20 protein-coding genes, 1 tRNA gene and 1 pseudogene are annotated in these 18921 nt (G+C 67.8%); 13 read left to right on the top strand and 9 right to left on the bottom strand.

Annotated elements, in window-relative coordinates:
- Positions 1-400 precede the first annotated feature (400 nt).
- The gene (locus tag ACFTSF_RS01535) at positions 401-1009 is read left to right on the top strand and encodes an aminoglycoside phosphotransferase family protein (RefSeq protein ID WP_380153066.1); all 609 of its coding nucleotides are present in this window, start codon (positions 401-403) and stop codon (positions 1007-1009) included.
- Between the two features lie 10 nt (positions 1010-1019).
- On the opposite strand, the gene ACFTSF_RS01530 is transcribed toward ACFTSF_RS01535, so the two are convergent.
- Positions 1020-1108: transfer RNA gene (locus ACFTSF_RS01530), tRNA-Ser, on the bottom strand.
- Between the two features lie 88 nt (positions 1109-1196).
- Here ACFTSF_RS01530 and ACFTSF_RS01525 point away from each other — a divergent pair.
- The 4 genes from ACFTSF_RS01525 to ACFTSF_RS01510 all read left to right on the top strand — a co-directional run bounded on the left by ACFTSF_RS01525 (position 1197) and on the right by ACFTSF_RS01510 (position 5173).
- A complete protein-coding gene (locus ACFTSF_RS01525) occupies positions 1197-2435 on the top strand; it encodes an MFS transporter (RefSeq protein WP_380151958.1) in 1239 nt (412 codons plus the stop codon).
- Positions 2436-2476: 41 nt separating this feature from the next.
- Positions 2477-3694 carry an MFS transporter gene (locus ACFTSF_RS01520; protein WP_380151957.1) on the top strand — a complete coding sequence of 406 codons (1218 nt, stop codon included), beginning with the start codon at positions 2477-2479 and terminating at the stop codon, positions 3692-3694.
- A 207-nt stretch (positions 3695-3901) separates the two neighbouring features.
- Positions 3902-4525: a gamma carbonic anhydrase family protein gene (locus ACFTSF_RS01515; RefSeq protein WP_380151956.1), complete on the top strand. Its 624-nt coding sequence runs from the start codon at positions 3902-3904 to the stop codon at positions 4523-4525.
- A gap of 69 nt (positions 4526-4594) precedes the next feature.
- On the top strand, positions 4595-5173 hold the full coding sequence (locus ACFTSF_RS01510; RefSeq protein WP_380151954.1) for a GNAT family N-acetyltransferase: 579 nt from the start codon (positions 4595-4597) through the stop codon (positions 5171-5173).
- Positions 5174-5182: 9 nt separating this feature from the next.
- On the opposite strand, the gene ACFTSF_RS01505 is transcribed toward ACFTSF_RS01510, so the two are convergent.
- From ACFTSF_RS01505 to ACFTSF_RS01480, 6 genes and pseudogenes are all read right to left on the bottom strand, one after another.
- Entirely contained in the window at positions 5183-6070 is an 888-nt protein-coding gene (locus ACFTSF_RS01505; protein ID WP_380151952.1) for an aminoglycoside phosphotransferase family protein, read from the bottom strand.
- A gap of 346 nt (positions 6071-6416) precedes the next feature.
- Positions 6417-6929, bottom strand: a pseudogene (locus ACFTSF_RS01500) (sucrase ferredoxin); the annotation flags it as partial.
- Positions 6930-7051: 122 nt separating this feature from the next.
- Positions 7052-8314, bottom strand: coding sequence for a cupin domain-containing protein (locus ACFTSF_RS01495; RefSeq protein ID WP_380151951.1), 1263 nt, complete (start codon positions 8312-8314; stop codon positions 7052-7054).
- Positions 8311-8784 carry a BatC protein gene (locus tag ACFTSF_RS01490; RefSeq protein ID WP_380151950.1) on the bottom strand — a complete coding sequence of 158 codons (474 nt, stop codon included), beginning with the start codon at positions 8782-8784 and terminating at the stop codon, positions 8311-8313. Before ACFTSF_RS01490 ends, ACFTSF_RS01495 begins: the two co-directional genes overlap by 4 nt.
- Positions 8785-8855: 71 nt before the next feature.
- Entirely contained in the window at positions 8856-9881 is a 1026-nt protein-coding gene (gene cobC / locus ACFTSF_RS01485) for an Rv2231c family pyridoxal phosphate-dependent protein CobC (protein ID WP_380151949.1), read from the bottom strand.
- 20 nt (positions 9882-9901) lie between these two features.
- A complete protein-coding gene (locus tag ACFTSF_RS01480; RefSeq protein WP_380151948.1) occupies positions 9902-10690 on the bottom strand; it encodes a carbon-nitrogen hydrolase family protein in 789 nt (262 codons plus the stop codon).
- Between the two features lie 64 nt (positions 10691-10754).
- Between ACFTSF_RS01480 and ACFTSF_RS01475 the strand changes: the two genes are divergently transcribed.
- The 4 genes from ACFTSF_RS01475 to ACFTSF_RS01460 are packed head-to-tail and all read left to right on the top strand — an operon-like array spanning position 10755 to position 13763.
- Entirely contained in the window at positions 10755-11342 is a 588-nt protein-coding gene (locus ACFTSF_RS01475) for a MerR family transcriptional regulator (RefSeq protein WP_380151947.1), read from the top strand.
- 12 nt (positions 11343-11354) lie between these two features.
- Positions 11355-11894 carry a molybdenum cofactor guanylyltransferase gene (locus ACFTSF_RS01470; RefSeq protein ID WP_380151946.1) on the top strand — a complete coding sequence of 180 codons (540 nt, stop codon included), beginning with the start codon at positions 11355-11357 and terminating at the stop codon, positions 11892-11894.
- A 33-nt stretch (positions 11895-11927) separates the two neighbouring features.
- The gene (locus tag ACFTSF_RS01465) at positions 11928-12782 is read left to right on the top strand and encodes a phosphotransferase family protein (RefSeq protein ID WP_380151945.1); all 855 of its coding nucleotides are present in this window, start codon (positions 11928-11930) and stop codon (positions 12780-12782) included.
- 3 nt (positions 12783-12785) lie between these two features.
- Positions 12786-13763: an NAD(P)H-quinone oxidoreductase gene (locus tag ACFTSF_RS01460; RefSeq protein WP_380151944.1), complete on the top strand. Its 978-nt coding sequence runs from the start codon at positions 12786-12788 to the stop codon at positions 13761-13763.
- Here ACFTSF_RS01460 and ACFTSF_RS01455 read toward each other — a convergent pair.
- Positions 13760-14173 (bottom strand): VOC family protein, encoded by a 414-nt coding sequence (locus ACFTSF_RS01455; RefSeq protein ID WP_380151943.1) that lies wholly within the window; start codon positions 14171-14173, stop codon positions 13760-13762. The two genes, ACFTSF_RS01460 and ACFTSF_RS01455, sit on opposite strands and share 4 nt — an antisense overlap.
- A gap of 73 nt (positions 14174-14246) precedes the next feature.
- On the opposite strand from ACFTSF_RS01455, the gene ACFTSF_RS01450 reads away from it, so the two are divergent.
- From ACFTSF_RS01450 to ACFTSF_RS01435, 4 genes are read left to right on the top strand one after another with little or no spacing between them, the layout of a single operon-like run.
- The gene (locus ACFTSF_RS01450; protein ID WP_380151942.1) at positions 14247-14813 is read left to right on the top strand and encodes a TetR/AcrR family transcriptional regulator; all 567 of its coding nucleotides are present in this window, start codon (positions 14247-14249) and stop codon (positions 14811-14813) included.
- A gap of 33 nt (positions 14814-14846) precedes the next feature.
- A complete protein-coding gene (locus ACFTSF_RS01445) occupies positions 14847-15419 on the top strand; it encodes a PadR family transcriptional regulator (protein WP_380151941.1) in 573 nt (190 codons plus the stop codon).
- Positions 15416-16138, top strand: a complete 723-nt coding sequence (locus ACFTSF_RS01440; protein WP_380151940.1) for an ABC transporter ATP-binding protein — start codon at positions 15416-15418, stop codon at positions 16136-16138. Before ACFTSF_RS01445 ends, ACFTSF_RS01440 begins: the two co-directional genes overlap by 4 nt.
- A complete protein-coding gene (locus ACFTSF_RS01435) occupies positions 16138-18738 on the top strand; it encodes an FtsX-like permease family protein (RefSeq protein ID WP_380151939.1) in 2601 nt (866 codons plus the stop codon). The genes ACFTSF_RS01440 and ACFTSF_RS01435 overlap by 1 nt, the downstream gene beginning before the upstream one ends.
- Here ACFTSF_RS01435 and ACFTSF_RS01430 read toward each other — a convergent pair.
- Positions 18735-18902, bottom strand: a complete 168-nt coding sequence (locus ACFTSF_RS01430) for a hypothetical protein (RefSeq protein WP_344161343.1) — start codon at positions 18900-18902, stop codon at positions 18735-18737. The two genes, ACFTSF_RS01435 and ACFTSF_RS01430, sit on opposite strands and share 4 nt — an antisense overlap.
- Positions 18903-18921: the final 19 nt, after the last annotated feature.

Below are 18921 nucleotides of genomic sequence, written 5' to 3'. Positions count from 1 at the left end.
CGAACGCCTCACCCCGGTTCCGACAGGTCAGTGGCATTAAATTCTCAACGCAAACCTGCCCTGGCGAATAGGCTCGCGGTCGTGACCGACGGCGACTGGAGAGATGGCGGGTTCCGGCAGCGTCGGCCCTCCGACGAGTCTCTCGACTGGGTTGCGGCGTCGCTGGGTCGGGGCAGTCGCGTCGTTGGCTACCGCCGAATGACCGGTGGCGTCTGCTCCGCCGTGAACCGGCTGACCGTCGAGCGACGTGGCGTGCGGACGTACGTCGTACTGCGCCAGTACCCGAGCGGACTCGGCCTGCAGGAACCCTTGGAGCAGGAGATCGCCAACCTAGGCGTGGTCGCCGGAAGCGGACTCCCGGTTCCGACCATCCTGGCAACCGACCGGTGGCTCGCCATCGCTGCTGATGACACGGTTGCCCGGGCACGTTCACCTCAACCCGACGGAGCCACAGTCGTGGCTGACGAGAATCGCAGAGCTGGCAGTCATGCTGCACTCCCTCGATCTCCCCGCCAAGACGCTTCGACCCTGGACAGACTCCTGGATCGCTCCGCTAGACGGATTCCAGGTCCCAGCCGGCGCCCAAAAGCCAGCCGTGTGGAAGGCAGCCTTCAGTGCCATGGCCGCGCCGCCTCCAAAGGACACCGCTGTCTTTCTGCACTGCGACCTCCTACCCGTCAACCTCCTGTGGTCCCGCGGCAGGATCACCGGACTGACCGACTGGAACGGCATCCATCGGGGCTCGCGCGCGATCGACATCGGGCACTGCCGCCGATACCTGGCGGCGCTCTACGCACCCGAGTGGGCGGAACAGCTCCGGACGCTCTACGAGTCGGCCGCCGGGGTCACTCTCGATCCGTGGTGGGACCTGTACGCCCTGCTGCACTATGACGACAGCGGGTCGAAGTGGATCCTCGATCAGGTCGCCGGACGCCGCCCCGTCGACGTACCCGGCATGACCGCCCGGGTCGAGGTCGCCGTCGAGACCGCGCTCCGGCGCCTCGGATAAGACCCTTGAGCGGAGGGCGTGGGATTCGAACCCACGATGACGGTCACCCGCCATACCGGTTTTCAAGACCAGCGCACTCGGCCACTATGCGAGCCCTCCTGGCGGCTTGCCGCCGAGCGTTGAGGATAGCGCAGAGGCGGTTATAGGGTGCGAGGTGCATGGCAGAGTGGCCCTCTGGAGTTTCTTGATGCCTTCTCTTCGTGAGACCGTGCTGCCGGCTGCGCTTGGGGCCGACTTTCGGCGGATCTGGCCGGCGGCGATCATTTCGAATCTGGGTGACGGGGCGTTGCTGGCGGCGGGGCCGTTGCTGGTGGCTTCGATCACTAGTGAGCCGGCTGCGGTCGGGGCTGCGGCTTTTGTGCAGCAGTTGCCTTGGTTGTTGTTTGCGTTGTTCAGTGGCGCGTTGGCCGATCGGCTCGACCGGCGGACGATGATTGTTGCCGCTGACCTCTTTCGTGCGGTTGTCCTTGCTGCGCTGGGTGTTGCGGTGCTGATCGGTACGTCGCCACTGTGGGCGATCTACGTCGCGCTGTTCCTTCTCGGTACGGCGGAGACGTTGGCTGACAGCGCATCCGGCGCGCTGCTGGTGAACGCCGTACCGAAAGACCAGCTGGGTAAGGCGAATGCTCGGCTCTACGCCACGGGGACCCTGGTGCAGCAGCTCGGCGGTCCGCCGTTGGGGGCGTTGCTGTTCGCGGTTGGTGCGGGTGTGCCGCTGGTGTTCGACGCGGTCACGTTCGCGGCGGCTGCGGTGCTCATCGCACGAGTGACCGTCCGGCCGGCACCTGTCGAGTCCGCTGGTACGGCGCTCTGGACCGAGGTGCGCGCAGGTGTCAGCTGGCTGTGGGGGCACGTGGGTGTCCGGACGTTGGCCTGCTCGATCCTGGTCATGAACATCACGTTCTGCGCGGCCTTTGCGACCTGGGTGCTCTATGCGCGGGAGCGTCTCGGGCTGAGCGACACCCAGTTCGGACTGCTTATCGCGGTCGGCGCTGTTGGCGGTGTGGTCGGGATGCCGGTGTACCACCTGCTCGAGCCGCGGGTGGGCTCGCTGACGCTGTTGCGGGCCGGTCTGGTCATCGAGACGGTGGTCCACCTGGTTCTGGCGCTGACTCGGAGCCCCTGGGTCGCCGGCGCGACTATGGCGGTGTTCGGCGTACACGCGGTGGTGTGGGGCATTGTGTCGACCACAGCGCGTCAACTGGCGACACCTGATGCACTGATGGGTCGGGTCAACAGCGTCTACCTGCTGGCGTCGGTTGGCGGTGCGGCGATCGGTTCTGCGCTGGGCGGCCTGCTGGCGCAGCGGTTCGGTCTGACTGCACCGTTCACTGCGGCTTTCGCGGCCATGGTGCTGATGACTGCGGTGGCGTGGCGGCCGCTGCGACACGTCTCGGTACGGCGGGCGGCCGCCGTACCGGACTGAAATCGGGTCGCACCGCAGCCTGGGACTGGTAAGGATGGAGCATGCCCTCAGCGACCTCCCTCGGCCTACCCAACGTCCGCGGGCGGTTACCACTGCTGATCGGTCTGGCGATCGACTCGTTCGGTGGCGGCTGCGCCGGGCCGCTGCTGCTCCTGTACTTCGTTCGTGTCGCCGACATCCCGCTCGGTACGGCGGGTGTGCTGCTGACCGTCGCCACCCTGTTCTCCATCGCGGCTCCGGCCGCGGTCGGCGTGGTGATCGACCGGATCGGGCCGCGCAGCCTCGTGGTGGGCGCGCAGTTCGCGCAGGCGCTCGCCTTCGTCGGCTTCTTCTTCGGCCGATCGATCTGGCTGCTGTTCCTGTCCGCGCTGGTCACGACGATGGGCCAGCGGGTGTTCTGGTCCTCGATCTTCAGTCTGCTGGCAGATGTGGCGGACGACGGTGACCGGGACCGGTGGTTCGGACTGGGCGGGATGATGCAGGCCGGTGGGTTCGCACTCGGCGGTCTGGCGGCCGGAGCGCTGCTGGCGATCGGTGGGACGACACCGTTCCTAGTGGCGATGGCGGTGAACGCGGTGACGTTCTGTCTGGCCGGCCTGCTCCTGCTGCGGCTACACCCGTCGCACCACCTGCGGTCGACTGAGGACTCCGGGCCCGCGCCGCTGCTCCGCAAGGACAGGCCGTTCCTGATCCTGATCGCTGCCAACACGCTGCTCGCGCTGTGCATGATGATGCTCGGCGTCGGCCTTCCGGTCTACATCGCCGACGCGCTGCCGACACCGGAGTGGCTGCTTGGCCCACTCCTCGCCGGCGTGTCCGTCGTACTGGCGACGCTGCAGACGGTCGTGGTGCGCCGCACCGAGAAGCGACGCCGTACGACGGCGCTGGTCGTCACCGGAGTGGTGTGGGCGGTCTGGGCGTTGCTGATGGCGTCGCTCACGCAGCTACCGACCGCGTTGGTGACGGTTGCTCTGGTGCTCGCCACCGTCGTCTACGCGTTTGCCAGCCTGGTGCATTCGGCCACGAACAACGCGCTGGCGGCCGGCGTCGCACCGCTCGTCGGGCGCGGGAAGTACCTGTCGTACTGGCAGTACAGCTTCACCTTCGCCAGCGTGCTCGCGCCCGCGTTCTTCGCGCAGCTCTTCGAGGTACGACACGAGCTGCCATGGCTGGTGACAGCCGTGATCGGGCTCATCGCGGCCGGCATCATCGCCGCCGTCACACCGGCCCTCGGAGCGCGGGCGAATCCGGTCGATTGACGCGTCAGGATTCGTTGCGCTTGATCGAACATCTGTTCTAATGTTGCCCCTAGTTCGAGGTTTCTCCACCTGGACGTCCGGGCGGCCGAGTCTCCCACCTTCGATGTGGACGGCCGCAGACGGACCCGCCGCCCGGGGTGTGAGGTCCCGGGCGACGGAGAACCGCCCATGAACCACAGACATTCGTGTACGACTGAAGGAAAGGTGATGCCCGACGGAGGGATGAGCTCGATGCTGCTCGAACATCGCGGCCGGCGACCGGTCGTGCCCGAATCCGCTTATGTCGCACCATCGGCCGTGCTCTGCGGCGCTGTCGTTCTTGGCGAAGGCAGCAGGGTCCTGCATGGTGCGGTCCTGACGGCGGAGAACGGTGAGGTCCGGCTCGGCACGAACAGTGTGGTGATGGAGAACGCCCTGGTCCGCGGCCGGGCGAAACATCCCGCAGTGCTCGGCGACGCGGTCCTGGTAGGTCCCCATGCACACGTGAACGGCGCCACGGTCGAGGACGAAGTCTTCATCGCCACGGGCGCTGCGTTGTTCCCCGGTTCTGTCGTCGGCGCGGGCGCGGAGCTCCGGATCAACAGCGTGCTGCACGTCAACTCGCGCCTGGAACCCGGCGCGGTCCTCCCGATCGGCTGGATCGCAGTCGGAGACCCGGCTCAACTCTTCTCGCCCGACCGGCACGAAGAGCTCTGGCAGGTCCAACGCGAGCTGGACTTCCCCGGCACTGTGTACGGCGTCCCGCGCGGAACCGGTATGCGCGACATCATGGCGCGCCAATCCGCGTTCTTCGGCGCCCATCACGAGGACCGGGAGCTACCCGCCGACTGATTCGATCCTGTTTACTCGAATCGCTGTGGTGACACCGGGCTGGGCACGAGCTTGGAAGGGAGTGCGCTGGTGACGGACGCCTATACGACTCGGCCGTTGTCGCCGGAGACCTGGGACGACTTCGCCGCGTTGGTGGAAGCCAACAACGGGGTGTGGGGTGGCTGCTGGTGCATGGGCTTTCATGTCGAAGGGTTCGGCGAGGCACCTCATAGCGCTGAACGCAACCGCGCCGCGAAGCGTGCTCATGTGGATGAGGGCACGGTGCATCAGATCCTGGTCTACGACTCGGACGGTACTTGTGTGGGGTGGTGCCAGTACGGGACCCCGGCGGAGCTGCCGAATATCAAGAACCCGGCCAAGTATGCGGCCGGCGGTGCTGCGCTTCCTGCGTGGCGGATCGGGTGCATCTTCACCGGAAGCCGCCATCGCGGCCGTGGGGTTGCCCGTGCGGCTGTCAGGGGTGCTCTGGACGCGATCCAGGCTGCCGGCGGTGGAGTGGTGGAGGCGTATCCGGAGCAGACCGTCGACCGCAAGCCGCAGCGCGGTGCGTACTTCCACACTGGGCCGGAGGAGCTCTACGAGCAGTTCGGCTTTGTGCGGGACCGTCAGATCGCCAAGTGGCGGTGGGTGATGCGCGCGGAAGTCTGACGACTGTGCCTACGCGGTGAGGCGATCCGCTTCGGCCAGGAGGAGGTTGCCGAAGGGCTGGAAGCCGATGCTGCACGAGTAGACACCGCTGACGACTCGGTGGATGGTTCCCCAATCCCAGATGGCGTTGGCATCCACGCCGGTGCGAGAAGCCAGGTGCTCGGTCCGCGCTCGGAGGTCGTCGCCGAGGTCCGGGGTGCACCGCACGATGGTGCCGAGGTCACATGCCGGTTCGGCGCGTAGTCCGGCGGGGTCGATGAACTTGTAGCTGCCGTCTTTCGCCTGCAGCGCGTTCATCTCGTGGATATCACCATGAACGAGAACCGCGGTGCGATCGTCGTGGGCGAGGCGGCGACGGTGCATGCAGTCCAGTGCGTCCGCCACGGTGGCAGGCGAGCACGGTCGACCCGCTTGCTCCCAGAGTTGTGGAAGCCAATCGGCGTTCCGCTCAGCCAAGTCCGCGCCCGTTGGTAGGTCAACGTCGGGACCGATCGGCCGCCACAGGCGAACTGCTGCTTCGCACAGCAGGTCGTGTTGGGTTGCAGGGTCGGACACGACGTCCGCCATTGGAGCTCCCAGGCGCTCCAGCAGAAGCGCTTGTCGACCCACGTCTTCACGCAACAGCCTGGCGCATCCCGCACCGTCCGCCAGGCGCAACGCGATGGCCTCCGGCTCGAGATCCCGACCTGGTACGCCGATCTTGAGAACCGCCGCAGTTCCGTCAACCAGCGTCGCCTCGACGACCAGAGCAGCGAGACCACCCGAGAAGCTGGGCCCGATCACCAGAGACCACTCCCGCGCCAGCGAGTCGACAACGGCTGGTACCTCGTCCAGCCAGGACTCGTTCCCGCTGGCTATCACGGTTCTGCGGACTTGGTCCGGAATGTGAAGACTCACCCGGCCAGCCTAGAAGTCCAGCCATAACTACCCATCGACTGATTCGATGCTGTGTAGTTCGAAGCGGCGTACTTGGGTGGGGGACTTGCCGGCGCAGGTTAGGCGGGCGTCGAGGGTGTCGAAGTGGATTGATAGTTCGACGACTACGTGGGTGAGGGTGACTTTGTAGTGGTGGTTGGGGAGGGGGTGGATTTGGGTGGGGTGGAGGGCATTGAAGTTCAGGGAGTGGCCGGCTTGGCGGGCGTAGTGTTGGGCGGCTTGGACTGGTGGGGGGGAAGGTGCCGGCGCCTCGGAGGAGGTCGGGGACTACTCGGCCTTCGGCGTGGTGTTTGGCGACCTCTAGTGCGCGGTCGGGGGTGACTTGGCCATAGAAGAGGGCTTGGGGGAGGACGACCACATTCCCGGCGAAGCGGTCGCCGCCGATGTGGCTGCATTCCCAGGTTCGATCGGGGTAGGCGGCGGTGAGGGCGGCTGCTACTGGGCGGCCGCGGACTGCGCAGCAGGCGTCGTGGCGGCCGTGGGTGCAGACGAGGTAGATCGGTTCCTGGGTTGGCGGTTGGAGGTCGGTGAGGTTGCCGGTGGCAACTGCCTTCAGGACGGTGATCAGGTCGGCGTCGGCTTCGAATTCGCCCCAGCGGATGGACTCGTGTCCGGGACGGCAGTCCACCAAGGCATAACGTCGTACGACGGCGCTGTCCGCGCGACCGTGGCGTCGGATGAGGACTGGGCGGTAGCCGAGGTCGGCGCAGCGGCGGGCTACTTCGGGGCCGACGTCTGGAAGGGCGGTGAGGGCCTGAGGCGGCCACGGCGTGCGGGACTCGATCAGGAGCCACCGGTCGGCGGGCGGAGCGGTGGCCATGAGCGAATCGCCGCGCTGGAGTGCCATCGCCGCACAACCAGTCTCGGGCCGGTAGCGGCGGTCGGCCGGAGCCGAGGGCGCCGCAGAGGTGGGATCCAGGGGAGTTGTCACTAAAACGCAGCTTATGACGTGGGGACCAGCACAGCTTCCCTTAGCAGGCGGCGGACGAGTACCAACTGGTCTTCGACCGGGAGCCCGGGCAGTGTGCCCACCTTGTGTTCCTGACCGTCGAGCAGCTGACTGAGAGCCTGGCCAACCGCCGCAGGGAACGTGATGGTTCGGTCGGGGAGCTGAAGCGTCACCGGGTCTGAGCCCAAAACCAGCCGATGCCGGAGTCCGGCGCGGAGGCGAACCGTGGTCCCCGGCGCGAGAGTGGTGAGCGCGGCGGCGTGGGCCAGGGGCGGGATGGGTTCGGGGCGGTTGGCGGACCAGGTACGGCGACGGAGGCGTGGCGCCAGGTCGTCCACCGAGGTGGAGCGAAGCTGGGCGACCAACAGCTCGGTCACCTCCGGAAGGACCTCGGCCAGTTGAGCCGGGTCACCTGGGTCGAAGCCGATCGGTAGCGCGGTTCGAAGGGCTGGCTCCCGAGCGGCCAGGGCGGCCAACTCTTGGACGAGCAGGTAACGGGTCAGCGTGTGAAGTCCCACGGTCAGGTGGGCGCTGACTCCGCCCAGAGCCTTGGCCGAGTGGAGGAAACCGCGGGGGACATACAGCGCGTCACCCGGCCGCAGCACCTCGTCGACTACCGGCGACGTGTCGCGGGCCGCTGCGGCTACCGCGGCGGAGTGGTCGGTCCACGGCTGATTGCGGAGCGGGTCCACGTGAACTGGTTCGTGGACAGTCCAGTGCTTCTCCCCGGCCACCTGAAGTACGAAGACGTCGTGTACGTCGTAGTGCGCCGAAAACCCCTGTGATTCGGGCGGGGTGATGTAGGCGTTGATCTGCACCGGGTGCCCGGCATCCGTCGACAGCTGGGTAGCGAAGTCGACCAGCGCGGGCCAGGTGCGATGCAGGGCTTGCAGTACGACGGTGTGGCCGCTGGCGAACAGCGCTGCGACCTTGTCGTCGCGGACCTGGTCGGAGATGTCAGCGCCGACACCTCCCGAGCCGGTGAACTGACTGTCGCCGACGACCGATCCGTTCTTGGCGATGCGCAGGAACGGTGTGCGGAGACCGCGGCGGGACAGCAGTTCGTCGGCAGCGGTCAGGGTGAAGAGGTCGTCGTACGGCGCGGGCAGGTCCGGGGCGTGCGACAACAGCGCACGTGATCCCCAGTAGGTGCTGCCGAACTCGTCGAGGTCGCCTGCCACGCAGCGCCGAAGAGCCGGACGGTCAACCGTCTCGGCAGGATCTGGTTGCGGTCCGGCTCCCGGCACTGTCGTCACCAGCTTCCGGAGTTGCCGCTCGCGCCTCCATCGGCACCGCCGTCGGTCGCATTCGCATCGGCCCCACCATCGGCCGGCCCCTCGCCACCAGAGCCAGAACCCGAGTCAGAGTCGGAATCCGAGTCGCTGGAGCCGGAGCCGGAACCAGTGCCGTACCCATCGCCGCCGCCACCGTCGGCACCGCCATCAGCACCGCCGTCGGTGCCTCCTCCGACCGCACCGCCGTCAGCAGGCCCCTCTTCGGATCCCCCGCCGCCGAAGCCGCCCGAGTCCCCGCCAGAGTCGCCGCCCGCGCCGCCGTCGGCACCACCGTCGGTGCCGCCGCCTACTGCGCCACCGTCAGCCGGACCCTCCGAGCTCCCGTAGCCAGATGGCGTGTTGCCACCGGCCTGGGTGTCGTTGCCCTCAGTCGAACCGCCGTACTCACCGCTGTCGGACGAAGTGTTCATGTCGTCATCGTTCAGACCCATGATGCTGCTCCCTTCACTGATGGTGGGACCATCCTGTGCGCAAAGGGAGGGCTGCCTAAACGTCGCGCCGGTTACAGGTCGACGGCAGTGTCGCGCCACACCTTCACGAAGCCGTCAACAACGTCCTCCGGCCGGACTGCGATGCGCAACCAATCCGGTCCGAGACCAGGGAACGTGTCTCCGCGCCGTACCGCATAGCCCTTGGCACGCAAGGCTTCTCGCAGTACGGCGCCCCCTGCGACCTGTACCAGGACGAACGGCCCACGCGGTACGCCGTATGTGCGCCCAGCAACCAAGTTGTCGAGCAGATAGGACCGCTGGCGCTCGGTGTCGAGCGCAGCCGCAGCCGCCTCAGCCACTGCATGCTCGTTGCTGCAAGCAATCGCTGCGGCCAGTGCAGGCGTGGACACCGGCCAGTGCGGCTGTACTGCGGCCAACTGCTCGATCAACCCGGCAGCGGCGAGCACATACCCGACCCGCAACCCAGCCAGCCCCCACGTCTTCGTGAGACTGCGAATCACCACCAGCCCCGGAATCGACGCACCGGCCAGCGACTCCGGCTCCCCCGGTACGGCGTCCATGAATGCCTCGTCGACCACGAGGATACGGTCGGGCCGGGCGAGTTCGCGCAGGTCGTCGGCGCGGTGCAGGACCGAGGTCGGGTTGGTGGGGTTGCCGATCACCACGAGGTCCGCGTCCGCCGGTATCGCCGCCGGATCGAGAACGAACCCGTCCTCCGGTCGCAGGATGACCCGGTCGACCATGTGACCCGCGGACCGCAGCGCTGCCTCGGGTTCGGTGAACTGCGGGTGTACGACGACCGCATGTCGTGGCCGGAACGCACGGGCGATCAACACGAACGCCTCGGCCGCACCGGCGGTCAGAAGCACACGCTCCGGGTCCATCCGGTGCCGCGCAGCAACCGCCCGCACGGCAGCCTCCTGACGCGGGTACGCCGCCAGGTCCGGCAGGCTCGCGGTGATCGCGTCGACCAGCCAGGGTGGCGGCGTACCGGTCCGCACGTTGACGGCAAGGTCTACCAGGCCGTCACCGACCTCGAGATCGCCGTGGTGCCATAAGTCAAAGCCGTCTGCCACCCCAGGAGGCTAACCCGAGACTAGGAACGGGGAGTGACAGTGAAGCGGCGGTTGGCCAGCGAGGGGTTGCGGTGGCGCACGTCGGTGAGGGTCTCATCGGTCAGCTCGGCCACCGCGTAGCCGTCTGCGTCACCGACCGCAGCGACTGCGACGCCCTGCGGGTCGATGACCTGGCTGAGGCCGGAGTACTTCTTCCCGTTCTGTGCTGCGGCCGCCACGTAACAGGTGTTCTCGATGGCGCGCGCCGTGAGCAGAGTGGTCCAGTGGTGGTGCTTGAGCGGGCCACGCACCCAAGCGGCCGGTACGACGAGGACGTCGGCACCCTTGTCGACCAGAGCGCGCGACAGCTCGGGGAACCGCAGGTCGTAGCAGGTCATCAGGCCCAGTGTCCGGCCGGCGATCTTCACCACGACCGGTGCGACGTCACCCGGGGTCAGCTGGTCGGACTCCTTGTAGCCGAACGCGTCGTACAGGTGGATCTTGCGGTACGCGCCGAGCAGGGCACCATCAGCGCCGACCGCCAGCAGCGTGTTGTACGGGCGGTCCTGGTCGCAGCTGCGTTCGAACATGCCGGCGACGATCGCCACCCCGTGCTCCACCGCACTCTTGCGCAGGGTCGACACGAACTCGCCGTCCAGCGGCTCCGCGACGTCTGCCACGCCGTCGAGGTTGAAATCGGCCATGATCGCCTCCGGCAGCACGACCAGGTCAGGCCGGTCCTGCGCCGCCTCGGCCACCAGCCTGGTGACCAGGTCGCGATTGGCCGCCTTGTCGGAGCTACTGGCGGTCTGCACCACGGCAATCCTCATGTCCCCATGGTGCCGCACAAATCGGACTTGAACCTCCCGTGACGTCAGGTCTTACGGTCAAGACATGGACACCGACGACAGGACCTGGCGGGTCGGCGAGCTGGCACAAGCCACCGGCCTCAGCGTCCGCACACTGCACCACTACGACGAGATCGGCCTGCTGGCCCCGCGCGGACGGACCGCTTCGGGACACCGGCAGTACGACGCCGCCGACGTACGGCGATTGCACCGGGTGCTCGCGCTGCGCGCATTCGGCCTACCGCTCGCCGAGGTGGCGCAGGTGCTCGACGGCGACGTAAGCGACGTGCGGGAGCTGATCCGCACGCAGCTCGAAGTCGTCGAGGAGCAGGTCGCTGCAGCGACCAAGGTGCAGCGGAAGCTGGTCGGTGTGCTGACCGGACTGGAGCAGGCGGAGCAACCGTCGGCCCAGACATTGATCGAGTTGATTGAGGTGATGACTGCCATGACCCGTGCATTGACACGACAGGAGTTCGAAGCGCTCGCAGAGAGCAGGAAGACCGCGGCAGCCCAGCTGTCGCCCGAGGAGCTGGCGGCAATGACCGAGCGCCGCCAAAAGGCGGCAGCCGACCTGACGCCGGAACAACTGGAGGAGATGACCAGCGCCCGTGCCGCACTGATGCCTGAGGAGTAGCAGACTGAGGGGGTGGAGTTCGATGCGGTGATCGTCGCAGGGGGCGGGTCTACTCGGCTTGGCGGAGTGGACAAAGCGCTGGTGGTGCTCGACGGGGTGACGTTTCTCGATCGGGTACTGCGGGCGGTTGAGGGTGCCGCGCGGACTGTGGTGGTCGGACCGGTGCGGGAGACCTACCGGGACGTGGAGTGGACCCAGGAGGAGCCACCGGGGAGTGGTCCGGTAGCTGGGTTGGCCGCAGGGCTGGCCGGTGGCCACCAGCCGGTTGTGGTCGTGCTGAGTTGCGACTTGCCCTGGGTGACGGCAGCTGACGTCACCCGGCTGGTCGACAGCCTCGGAGGCCACGACGGTAGTGGGCTGCGGGACAGTGACGGACGTGACCAGTGGCTCGCGGCGGCGTACAAGCGCAGCTCGCTCGAGCAGGCGCTGGAGCGACTCGGCGATCCGCGGGACAAGTCGGTACGGCGGCTGATGGCCGAGCTCGACCTGGTTTGGTCAGAGCCAACCAAGAATGGTGACGACGTGGACACCTGGGCAGACCTAGACGGCTGAAAACCGTTCGACAGCGCATCTAGGGTCCAAGGCATGGACGTCAATGCCATGGTCGCTAAAGCCCGTCCCGGCGTCACAGTCACGAACATCACCGAGCGGACCGGCGGACAGCTCAGCAGTGTCTTCGAAGCGAGCACTGACGAGGGCCCACTCATCGTGAAGGTCTACAAGCCGGAGTGGGCGTGGAAGCAGGCCAAAGAGGTCCACGTCTACGGACTGCTCGCCGCCGAGTTCACGACCGAAATCCCGAGGGTCCTGTACGTCGAGCAGGACGAGTTCACGGTCCTGACCAAACTCGACGGCGTTCCGTTGTCCGAGCTCGAACCACCGGACTGGCGCGCGATCTACCAGCAGCTCGGTGCGTTGCTGAAACGCATGCACCGGATCCCACAACCGGCGTACGGGTATCTGGTCGATCAGATCCTCGACCCGTTGCCGGATAACGAGCAGTACGTCCGGCGGCAGTTCGCCAAGAAGCTGAACGAGTTCGAGCAGCTCGGCGGTGACCCCGCACTGCACCAGCGGATCACCGAGTACGTCGCACGCCACACCGACCTGGCCAACGACCACGCCGTCCTGTGCCACAACGACTTCCACGAAGGCAATGTGCTGGTCGATCCGCAGACCTGGCGGGTCACCGGGTTCATCGACGTGGAGAACGCGATCGGTGCCGACCCCTTGATGGACGTCGCGAAGACCATCTCGTACTCGATCCGCGACAACACCGACAAACTCAAGGGCCTTGAGGAGGGGTACGGCGTCGTGGACCCACAAAGGATTGAGCTGTACCGGGTCTACCACTCGCTCGAGCTATGGGACTGGTTCAAGTCGATAGGCGAAGACGTTCACCTGGAGGGGATTGCCGCGGACATCGCCGGTACGGTGTGAGACATGCGAGCTGTGGTGTGTGAGGGTGCAGGCGGACTCGACGTACTGACCGTCGGAGAGATCCCGGATCCGACCCCGGCCGTGGACGAGGTCGTCATCGACGTCGTCGCGGCAGGCGTGAACCGGGCCGACCTCCTCCAGCGGCAGGGGTTCTACCCACCGCCCCCGGGCGCACCCGGCACGATCGGCCTCGAGGTCTCCGGCCGGATCGCCGCGGTCGGCGCCGAGGTCACGGACTGGGCAGTCGGCGACGAGTGCTGCGCGCTGCTCGCCGGTGGCGGGTACGCCGAGAAGGTCGTCGTACCGGCGCCGCAGGTGATGCCGATCCCCGAGGGGATCGACCTGGTCAGCGCGGCCGCGTTGCCCGAGGTCGTCGCGACCGTCTGGTCGAACATCTTCATGGGCGCGCACCTCAAGGCCGGCGAGACCTTCCTGGTGCACGGCGGGGCTTCGGGGATCGGCACGATGGCGATCCAGCTCGGTGTCGCGCATGGCGCGCGAGTGCTGACTACCGTCGGCAGCAAGGACAAGATGGAGTTCGCGAGCCGGCTCGGCGCCGATGTCGCGATCAACTACAAGGAAGCCGAGTGGGCCTCGGTGGTCCAGGAGGCGACCGGTGGCGCCGGGGCCGACGTCATCCTCGACATCATCGGTGCGAAGTACCTGACCGACAACGTGAAGTCCCTCGCGTACGACGGCCGCCTGGTCGTGATCGGCATGCAGGGCGGGGCGAAGGGCGAGCTGGACCTCGGCCGCCTGCTCAGCCGGCGCGCGTCGGTGACCGCGGCCGGTCTGCGGGCCCGGTCGGTCGTGGACAAGGGACGGATCATCGCCGAGGTGGTCGGCCACGTCTGGCCGTTGGTCACCGCGAAGAAGGTCCGCCCGATCGTCCACGCCACCTACCCGCTCGCCCAGGTCGCCGAGGCACACCGCGACCTCGAGGAGTCCAGCCAGATCGGGAAGGTCCTGCTCACGCTCTAGCTGGGCATGTTCTCGGCCAGCCACGAAGGATCCGGGGCGACCAGCTGGATCACGTCGATCCAGCTGCCCTCGGGGTCACGCACGAAGAAGTGCCGCTGACCCCACACCTCGGTGACGACCTCGCCCTCGAGCTGAACACCGCCCTCGACCAGCGCGGCTGCGGTCTTGTCGGCGTCGTCGACGATGAAACCGAACACGTTGGTGCTGTCCGGGAGCGCATTCACCGCGGCCGGCACCGACTCGTGCCCGCGCTCGACGATCGCGAGCTCCCAATCGGCGTCGCCGCGCCGGACGCAGATGAACCAGCCGAGATCGACGGTGACCTGGAGATCGAAGTGCTCCTGATAGAAGGCGGCGACCTCCGCCGGACGGTCGGTGACCACGGTGGCGCCGAAGGCTGCGGGTTGCATACGCACTCCTGACTACTACAGGTGTTGTTGTTGACCACGACAGTTGTAGTTGATGACTGCTACAGTTGTCAACATGCCCCGGAACCCCGAACGCCGTACCCAGCTCGCCGACGCCGGTCTCGCCGTCCTCGCCGAAGCCGGCGCCCGCGGCCTGACCCACCGCGCGGTCGACGCCGCCGCCGGACTCCCGGCCGGTACGGCGTCCAACTACTTCCGGACCCGGGATGCGTTGCTCGGCGCTCTCGGCGAGCGGATCTTCGAGCGACTCGCCCCGGATCCAGCCGTCCTCGAACCGCTCTCCCACCGCACACCGGACCTCGACCTGGTCGTCGACTACGTCCACTACATCGTCGAGCGACTCCTCGGCCGCCCCGAGCTCTCCCTCGCTCTGATGGAGCTCCGCCTCGAAGCGGCCCGCCGTCCCGAGCTGCACGAGACCCTCTCACGCACGATCCGCCAGGGCTTCGACGCCGACGTCTCCTTCAATGCGAACGCCGGCCTGCCCGGCGGCGCCGAGGAGATCCGCCTCTTCCACTTCGCGATCGACGGCCTCGTCCTCGACCAACTCACGCCCGGAACAGGCCATCCGTACGACGTCGCCGCCAGCACCGAACGCCTGGTACGGCGACTGGTGGGTTGACCGCGCCATACCGGGTATGCATACTCAGTATCTATGTCGATCAAGCACGGACTACTGGCGTTGCTCCGCGAGGAGCCGAAGTACGGATATCAGCTGCGCGGAGAGTTCGAGGCGGCCACCGGCGCGACCTGGCCGCTGAACATCGGGCAGGTCTACACGACCCTGACCCGCCTGGAGCGTGACGGCCTGGTCATGGCCGTGTCGACCGAGGCCGACGGCCGATCGACGTACGAGATCACCGAGGCCGGCCGGACCGAGCTGGACAACTGGTTCCAGACGCCGGTGACCCGGGAGTCGCGGCCGCGGGACGAGCTCGCGATCAAACTCGCGTTGGCGCTGGCGGTTCCGGGTGTCGACGTCAGCGCCGTCGTCCAGCGGCAGCGCGCGGCGACGATGCAGTCGCTGCAGGAGCTGACCCGGCTGAAGCGCGGCGACCGGGACGACGAGATCTCCTGGCGGCTCGTGCTGGAGTCGATGATCTTCGCCGCCGAGGCCGAGATCCGCTGGCTCGACCACTGCGAGTCCATCCTGTTAAGGCATCGCGGCCGGCCGGCGAAAGCCCCGCAGATCCATGAGGCCGACGACACCACAGAGGTGACCCGATGAGCGCGATCCTCGACATCCGCGGCCTGACCAGGACGCACGGCCAGGGCGAGCAGGCCGTGCACGCATTGCGCGGCGTCGACCTGAGCGTGGCACCCGGCGAACTCGTGGCCGTGATGGGCCCATCCGGTTCGGGCAAGTCCACTCTGCTGACCTGCGCCGGCGGTCTCGACCGCCCGACCAGTGGCGAAGTACTTGTCGACGGCAACGACCTGGCCACCCTCGCCCCGGCCGGCGTGGCCGCGCTGCGGCGCCGCCGGATCGGCTATGTCTTCCAGGACTTCAACCTGATCCCCGCACTCACCGCAGCCGAGAACGTCGCACTCCCGCTCGAGCTCGACGGCACCCGGAGCCGCACCGCCCGCAAGTACGCCGAAGCAGCTCTGCAGGAGGTAGGTATCGGTGAACTCGTCGACCGTTTCCCCGACGACATGTCCGGAGGCCAGCGCCAGCGGGTGGCCATCGCCCGCGCCATCGTCGGCGACCGACGACTGCTGCTCGCCGACGAACCCACCGGAGCTCTCGACTCCGAGACCGGCGAAGCCGTCCTCCAACTCCTCCGCGACCGCTGCGACCAGCACGGGATCGCTGGCGTCCTCGTCACCCACGAAGCCCGGCACGCAGCCTGGGCCGATCGGGTGGTCTACCTGCGCGATGGTGTCCTGGTAGGCCAGGCCGGCCCGCTGTCCGACCCCGACCAACTCCTCCAGGGAAGCCACTGATGGGCAGCTGGGGACCACCCCTGCGGATCGCGCGCCGAACCACCCGCAGACACTTCGGCCGTACCCTCCTGGTCGCCGCACTGATCGGGTTGCCGGTCTTTGCAGGCACTGTGCTCGGCGTCAGCGGTCGCACCAGCGACCCGAGCGGTGAGACGCTGGCCCGGATCACCATCGGTCAGGCGGATGCACGGCTCTCGGTGACGCCGTACGGCAAGCTCCAGCCGGTGGAAACCGGGCCGAACCTGTACGGAATGCCGGGGCCGGCCGAGGGCCACGAGACGCCGGTGCGAGTCCCGGCGAACTTCGATCCCCGGCCAATGCTCCCGGCGGGCAGCACTGTTGTCCGCGCACCGAGCGAGATGGGCAGCGTCGACATCAAGGGCCCGTCCACCACCAACGGGGTGGCACTCATCGTCGGCGAGCCGCAGAATCCGCTGGCGAAGGATCTCAGTCACCTGGACCAGGGCCGCTTTCCCGTAGCCCCGACCGAGGTGGCGCTCTCTCCGTCGTTCGCAAAGCATCTCGGAGTCACCGTCGCCGGCACCATGCAGGACGCGAAGGGGACGTCGTACCAGGTCGTCGGCCTGGCGCGTCCGACCGCCCAGCCGACCGACTGGTGGGTCTTCGCCGCTCCCGGCACCCGACTGATGACCCCTGCCGAGAGCACCGACATCTCCTGGCTGGTCGACCTGCCGCCGACGGCCGACCCGCTCGCGCTCGCGACAGCCCTGTCCGGCAAGGGATTCTATTTGTTGCCGCGAGCAAACATTGTGGATCCGCCCGTCGACTTCAACGGTGACGCCATCGCCCCGTACGTCGCGATGACGCTGGTGGTCGGTTTCGGCATCCTCGAGATCGTCCTGCTCGCCGGTACGGCGTTCGCTGTCGGCGCTCGACGGCAGACCCGTGAACTCGGGCTGGTGCTGTCCGCCGGCGGAACTCCACGCGACGTCCGGCGCATCGTGCTCCTGCAAGGCCTGTTCGCCGGAGTGGTCGGCGTGACGAGCGGATTGGTGCTCGCGGCAATTACCCTGCTGGCCGGCCGGCCACTGTGGGAGCAGGTGAGCGGCTCGCTGTTCATCGCCTGGCAGGTCCCGTGGGGCGGCATTGCCCTGATCGCGGCACTCGGACTGGCCGCCGGGGTTGCGGCCGCCACCGTGCCGGCGATCAGCGCAAGCCGGCAGGCTCCGTTGGCCGCGTTGTCCGGGCGCTTCGCGGCAACGGTCGCCCGGACGAGGATCCGCAAACCGGCGGTTGTGATGATCATCGCCGGCGTTGTCCTGGTGGTGGCCGGTTCCGGGATGCTCGCGGCCGCTCTCGCTGCGGCCCGCACTGCCCAGAGCGTCGCCGGAGCGCCTCGGGCGAGCGCCACGCCTCTGGGTCCGGTCGTGCTGGTCCTGGTCGGGATCACAGCTGTTCTCATCGGTGTGGTCTGGATCCTGCCGAGTCTCCTGGGCAAGCTGGGCGGACCAGCTCGGCATCTGCCGCTCAGCGGCCGGCTGGCGCTGCGGGATGCGGCCAGGCACCGGCATCGCACCGGACCGGCCACCGCCGCAATCATGATGGCGGTCGCGGCCACGGCCGCAGCGGCCTTCGCCGGGGCCAACTCGACCGCCGCGGACGCGGTGTCGTACGTCCCGCAAGCCCAGTTGGGCAATGCGATGGTGCGATTCGGCGACGACTCCGGATCGGTGCCCTACTCGACCGCAATCGAGCAACACATCGCCGGTCAGCTGCCGACCGAACGCGTCTACCGCTTCGGGATGATTCAGGACCCCGACAGCCCGCCTGGTGCCGGCCCGCTCTGGATGACGGCTACCAGCGGCGAGAGCGGACGGGAGTACGGGTTCGTCGGCGCTCTGGTCGTCGTGGATCCGGCGTACCTGGATGCCATCGGCGCCGAAGGGCGGAAGCTCGCAGATCGCCTCCGGGCCGGGGAAGTTCTGGTGCCCCATGCCGAGTTCACCAAGACGGGCACAGTTCAGCTCCAGGGTGCGACCACCACGACGCTCAAGGCGACGTACGCGGGCGACTTCCCCAAGCTCGAACTGCTGCGGGACCAGCTCATGATCAGTTCTGCGGCGGCGGCGAAGCTCGGTAAAGCCGGCACGTTCGCCGTCGAGTACGACCTGAAGCGGCTGCCGACCGACGACGAGATCGCCGCGGTCGACCGCCTCCTCGGTCATGACGGGATACTGGTCGTCGAGCAAGGCTTTCAGGATCCGTCCCGGCGCATCCTGCTCTGGGTCATCGGCGCTGCGGCCGTGGTGACGTTGCTGGGCGTGGCGATCTCCGTGTCACTGTCGGCGGCGGAGGGCCGGGCGGATCTGGCGACGCTGGCCGCGATCGGCGCTCCGCCGCGTCGGCGGCGCAGTCTCGCGGCGGCACAGGCGTGGGTGATCGGGCAGTTGGGGTGCGTGCTGGGTGTGGGGGTCGGCGCGCTCTACGGCTACACGTCACACGCCGCCTTCGGCTCACCGTACTTCGCGGTGCCGTGGGCCGGGCTGGCCTCGATCGTCGTCGTGGTCCCGCTCTTCGCCGGGCTGGTCGCGTGGGTCCTCACACGATCGCGGTTGCCGATGGTTGCCCGCATCAACTAACTCGCGATGTGCGCCACCTCGGGATAGGCCACCGGGTACGGCGGTGTGCTTGTGACGCGCCAGTCGCCACAGGCACACCGCTGGTACACGACGAGTCCTTCGCTGACCTGATGGGCGGACACCACGCTCCAGCGGTGCCGATGAGTCTCGGTGTGGGCTGTCATACCTCCATCGTGCTGTAAT

Origin of the sequence: Kribbella sp. NPDC056951 (assembly GCF_042674205.1) — a bacterium.
Classification (GTDB): Bacteria; Actinomycetota; Actinomycetes; order Propionibacteriales; family Kribbellaceae; genus Kribbella; species Kribbella yunnanensis.
Note: the sequence above shows the minus strand (reverse complement) of the source record. Positions and strands in the feature narration are given on the sequence as shown.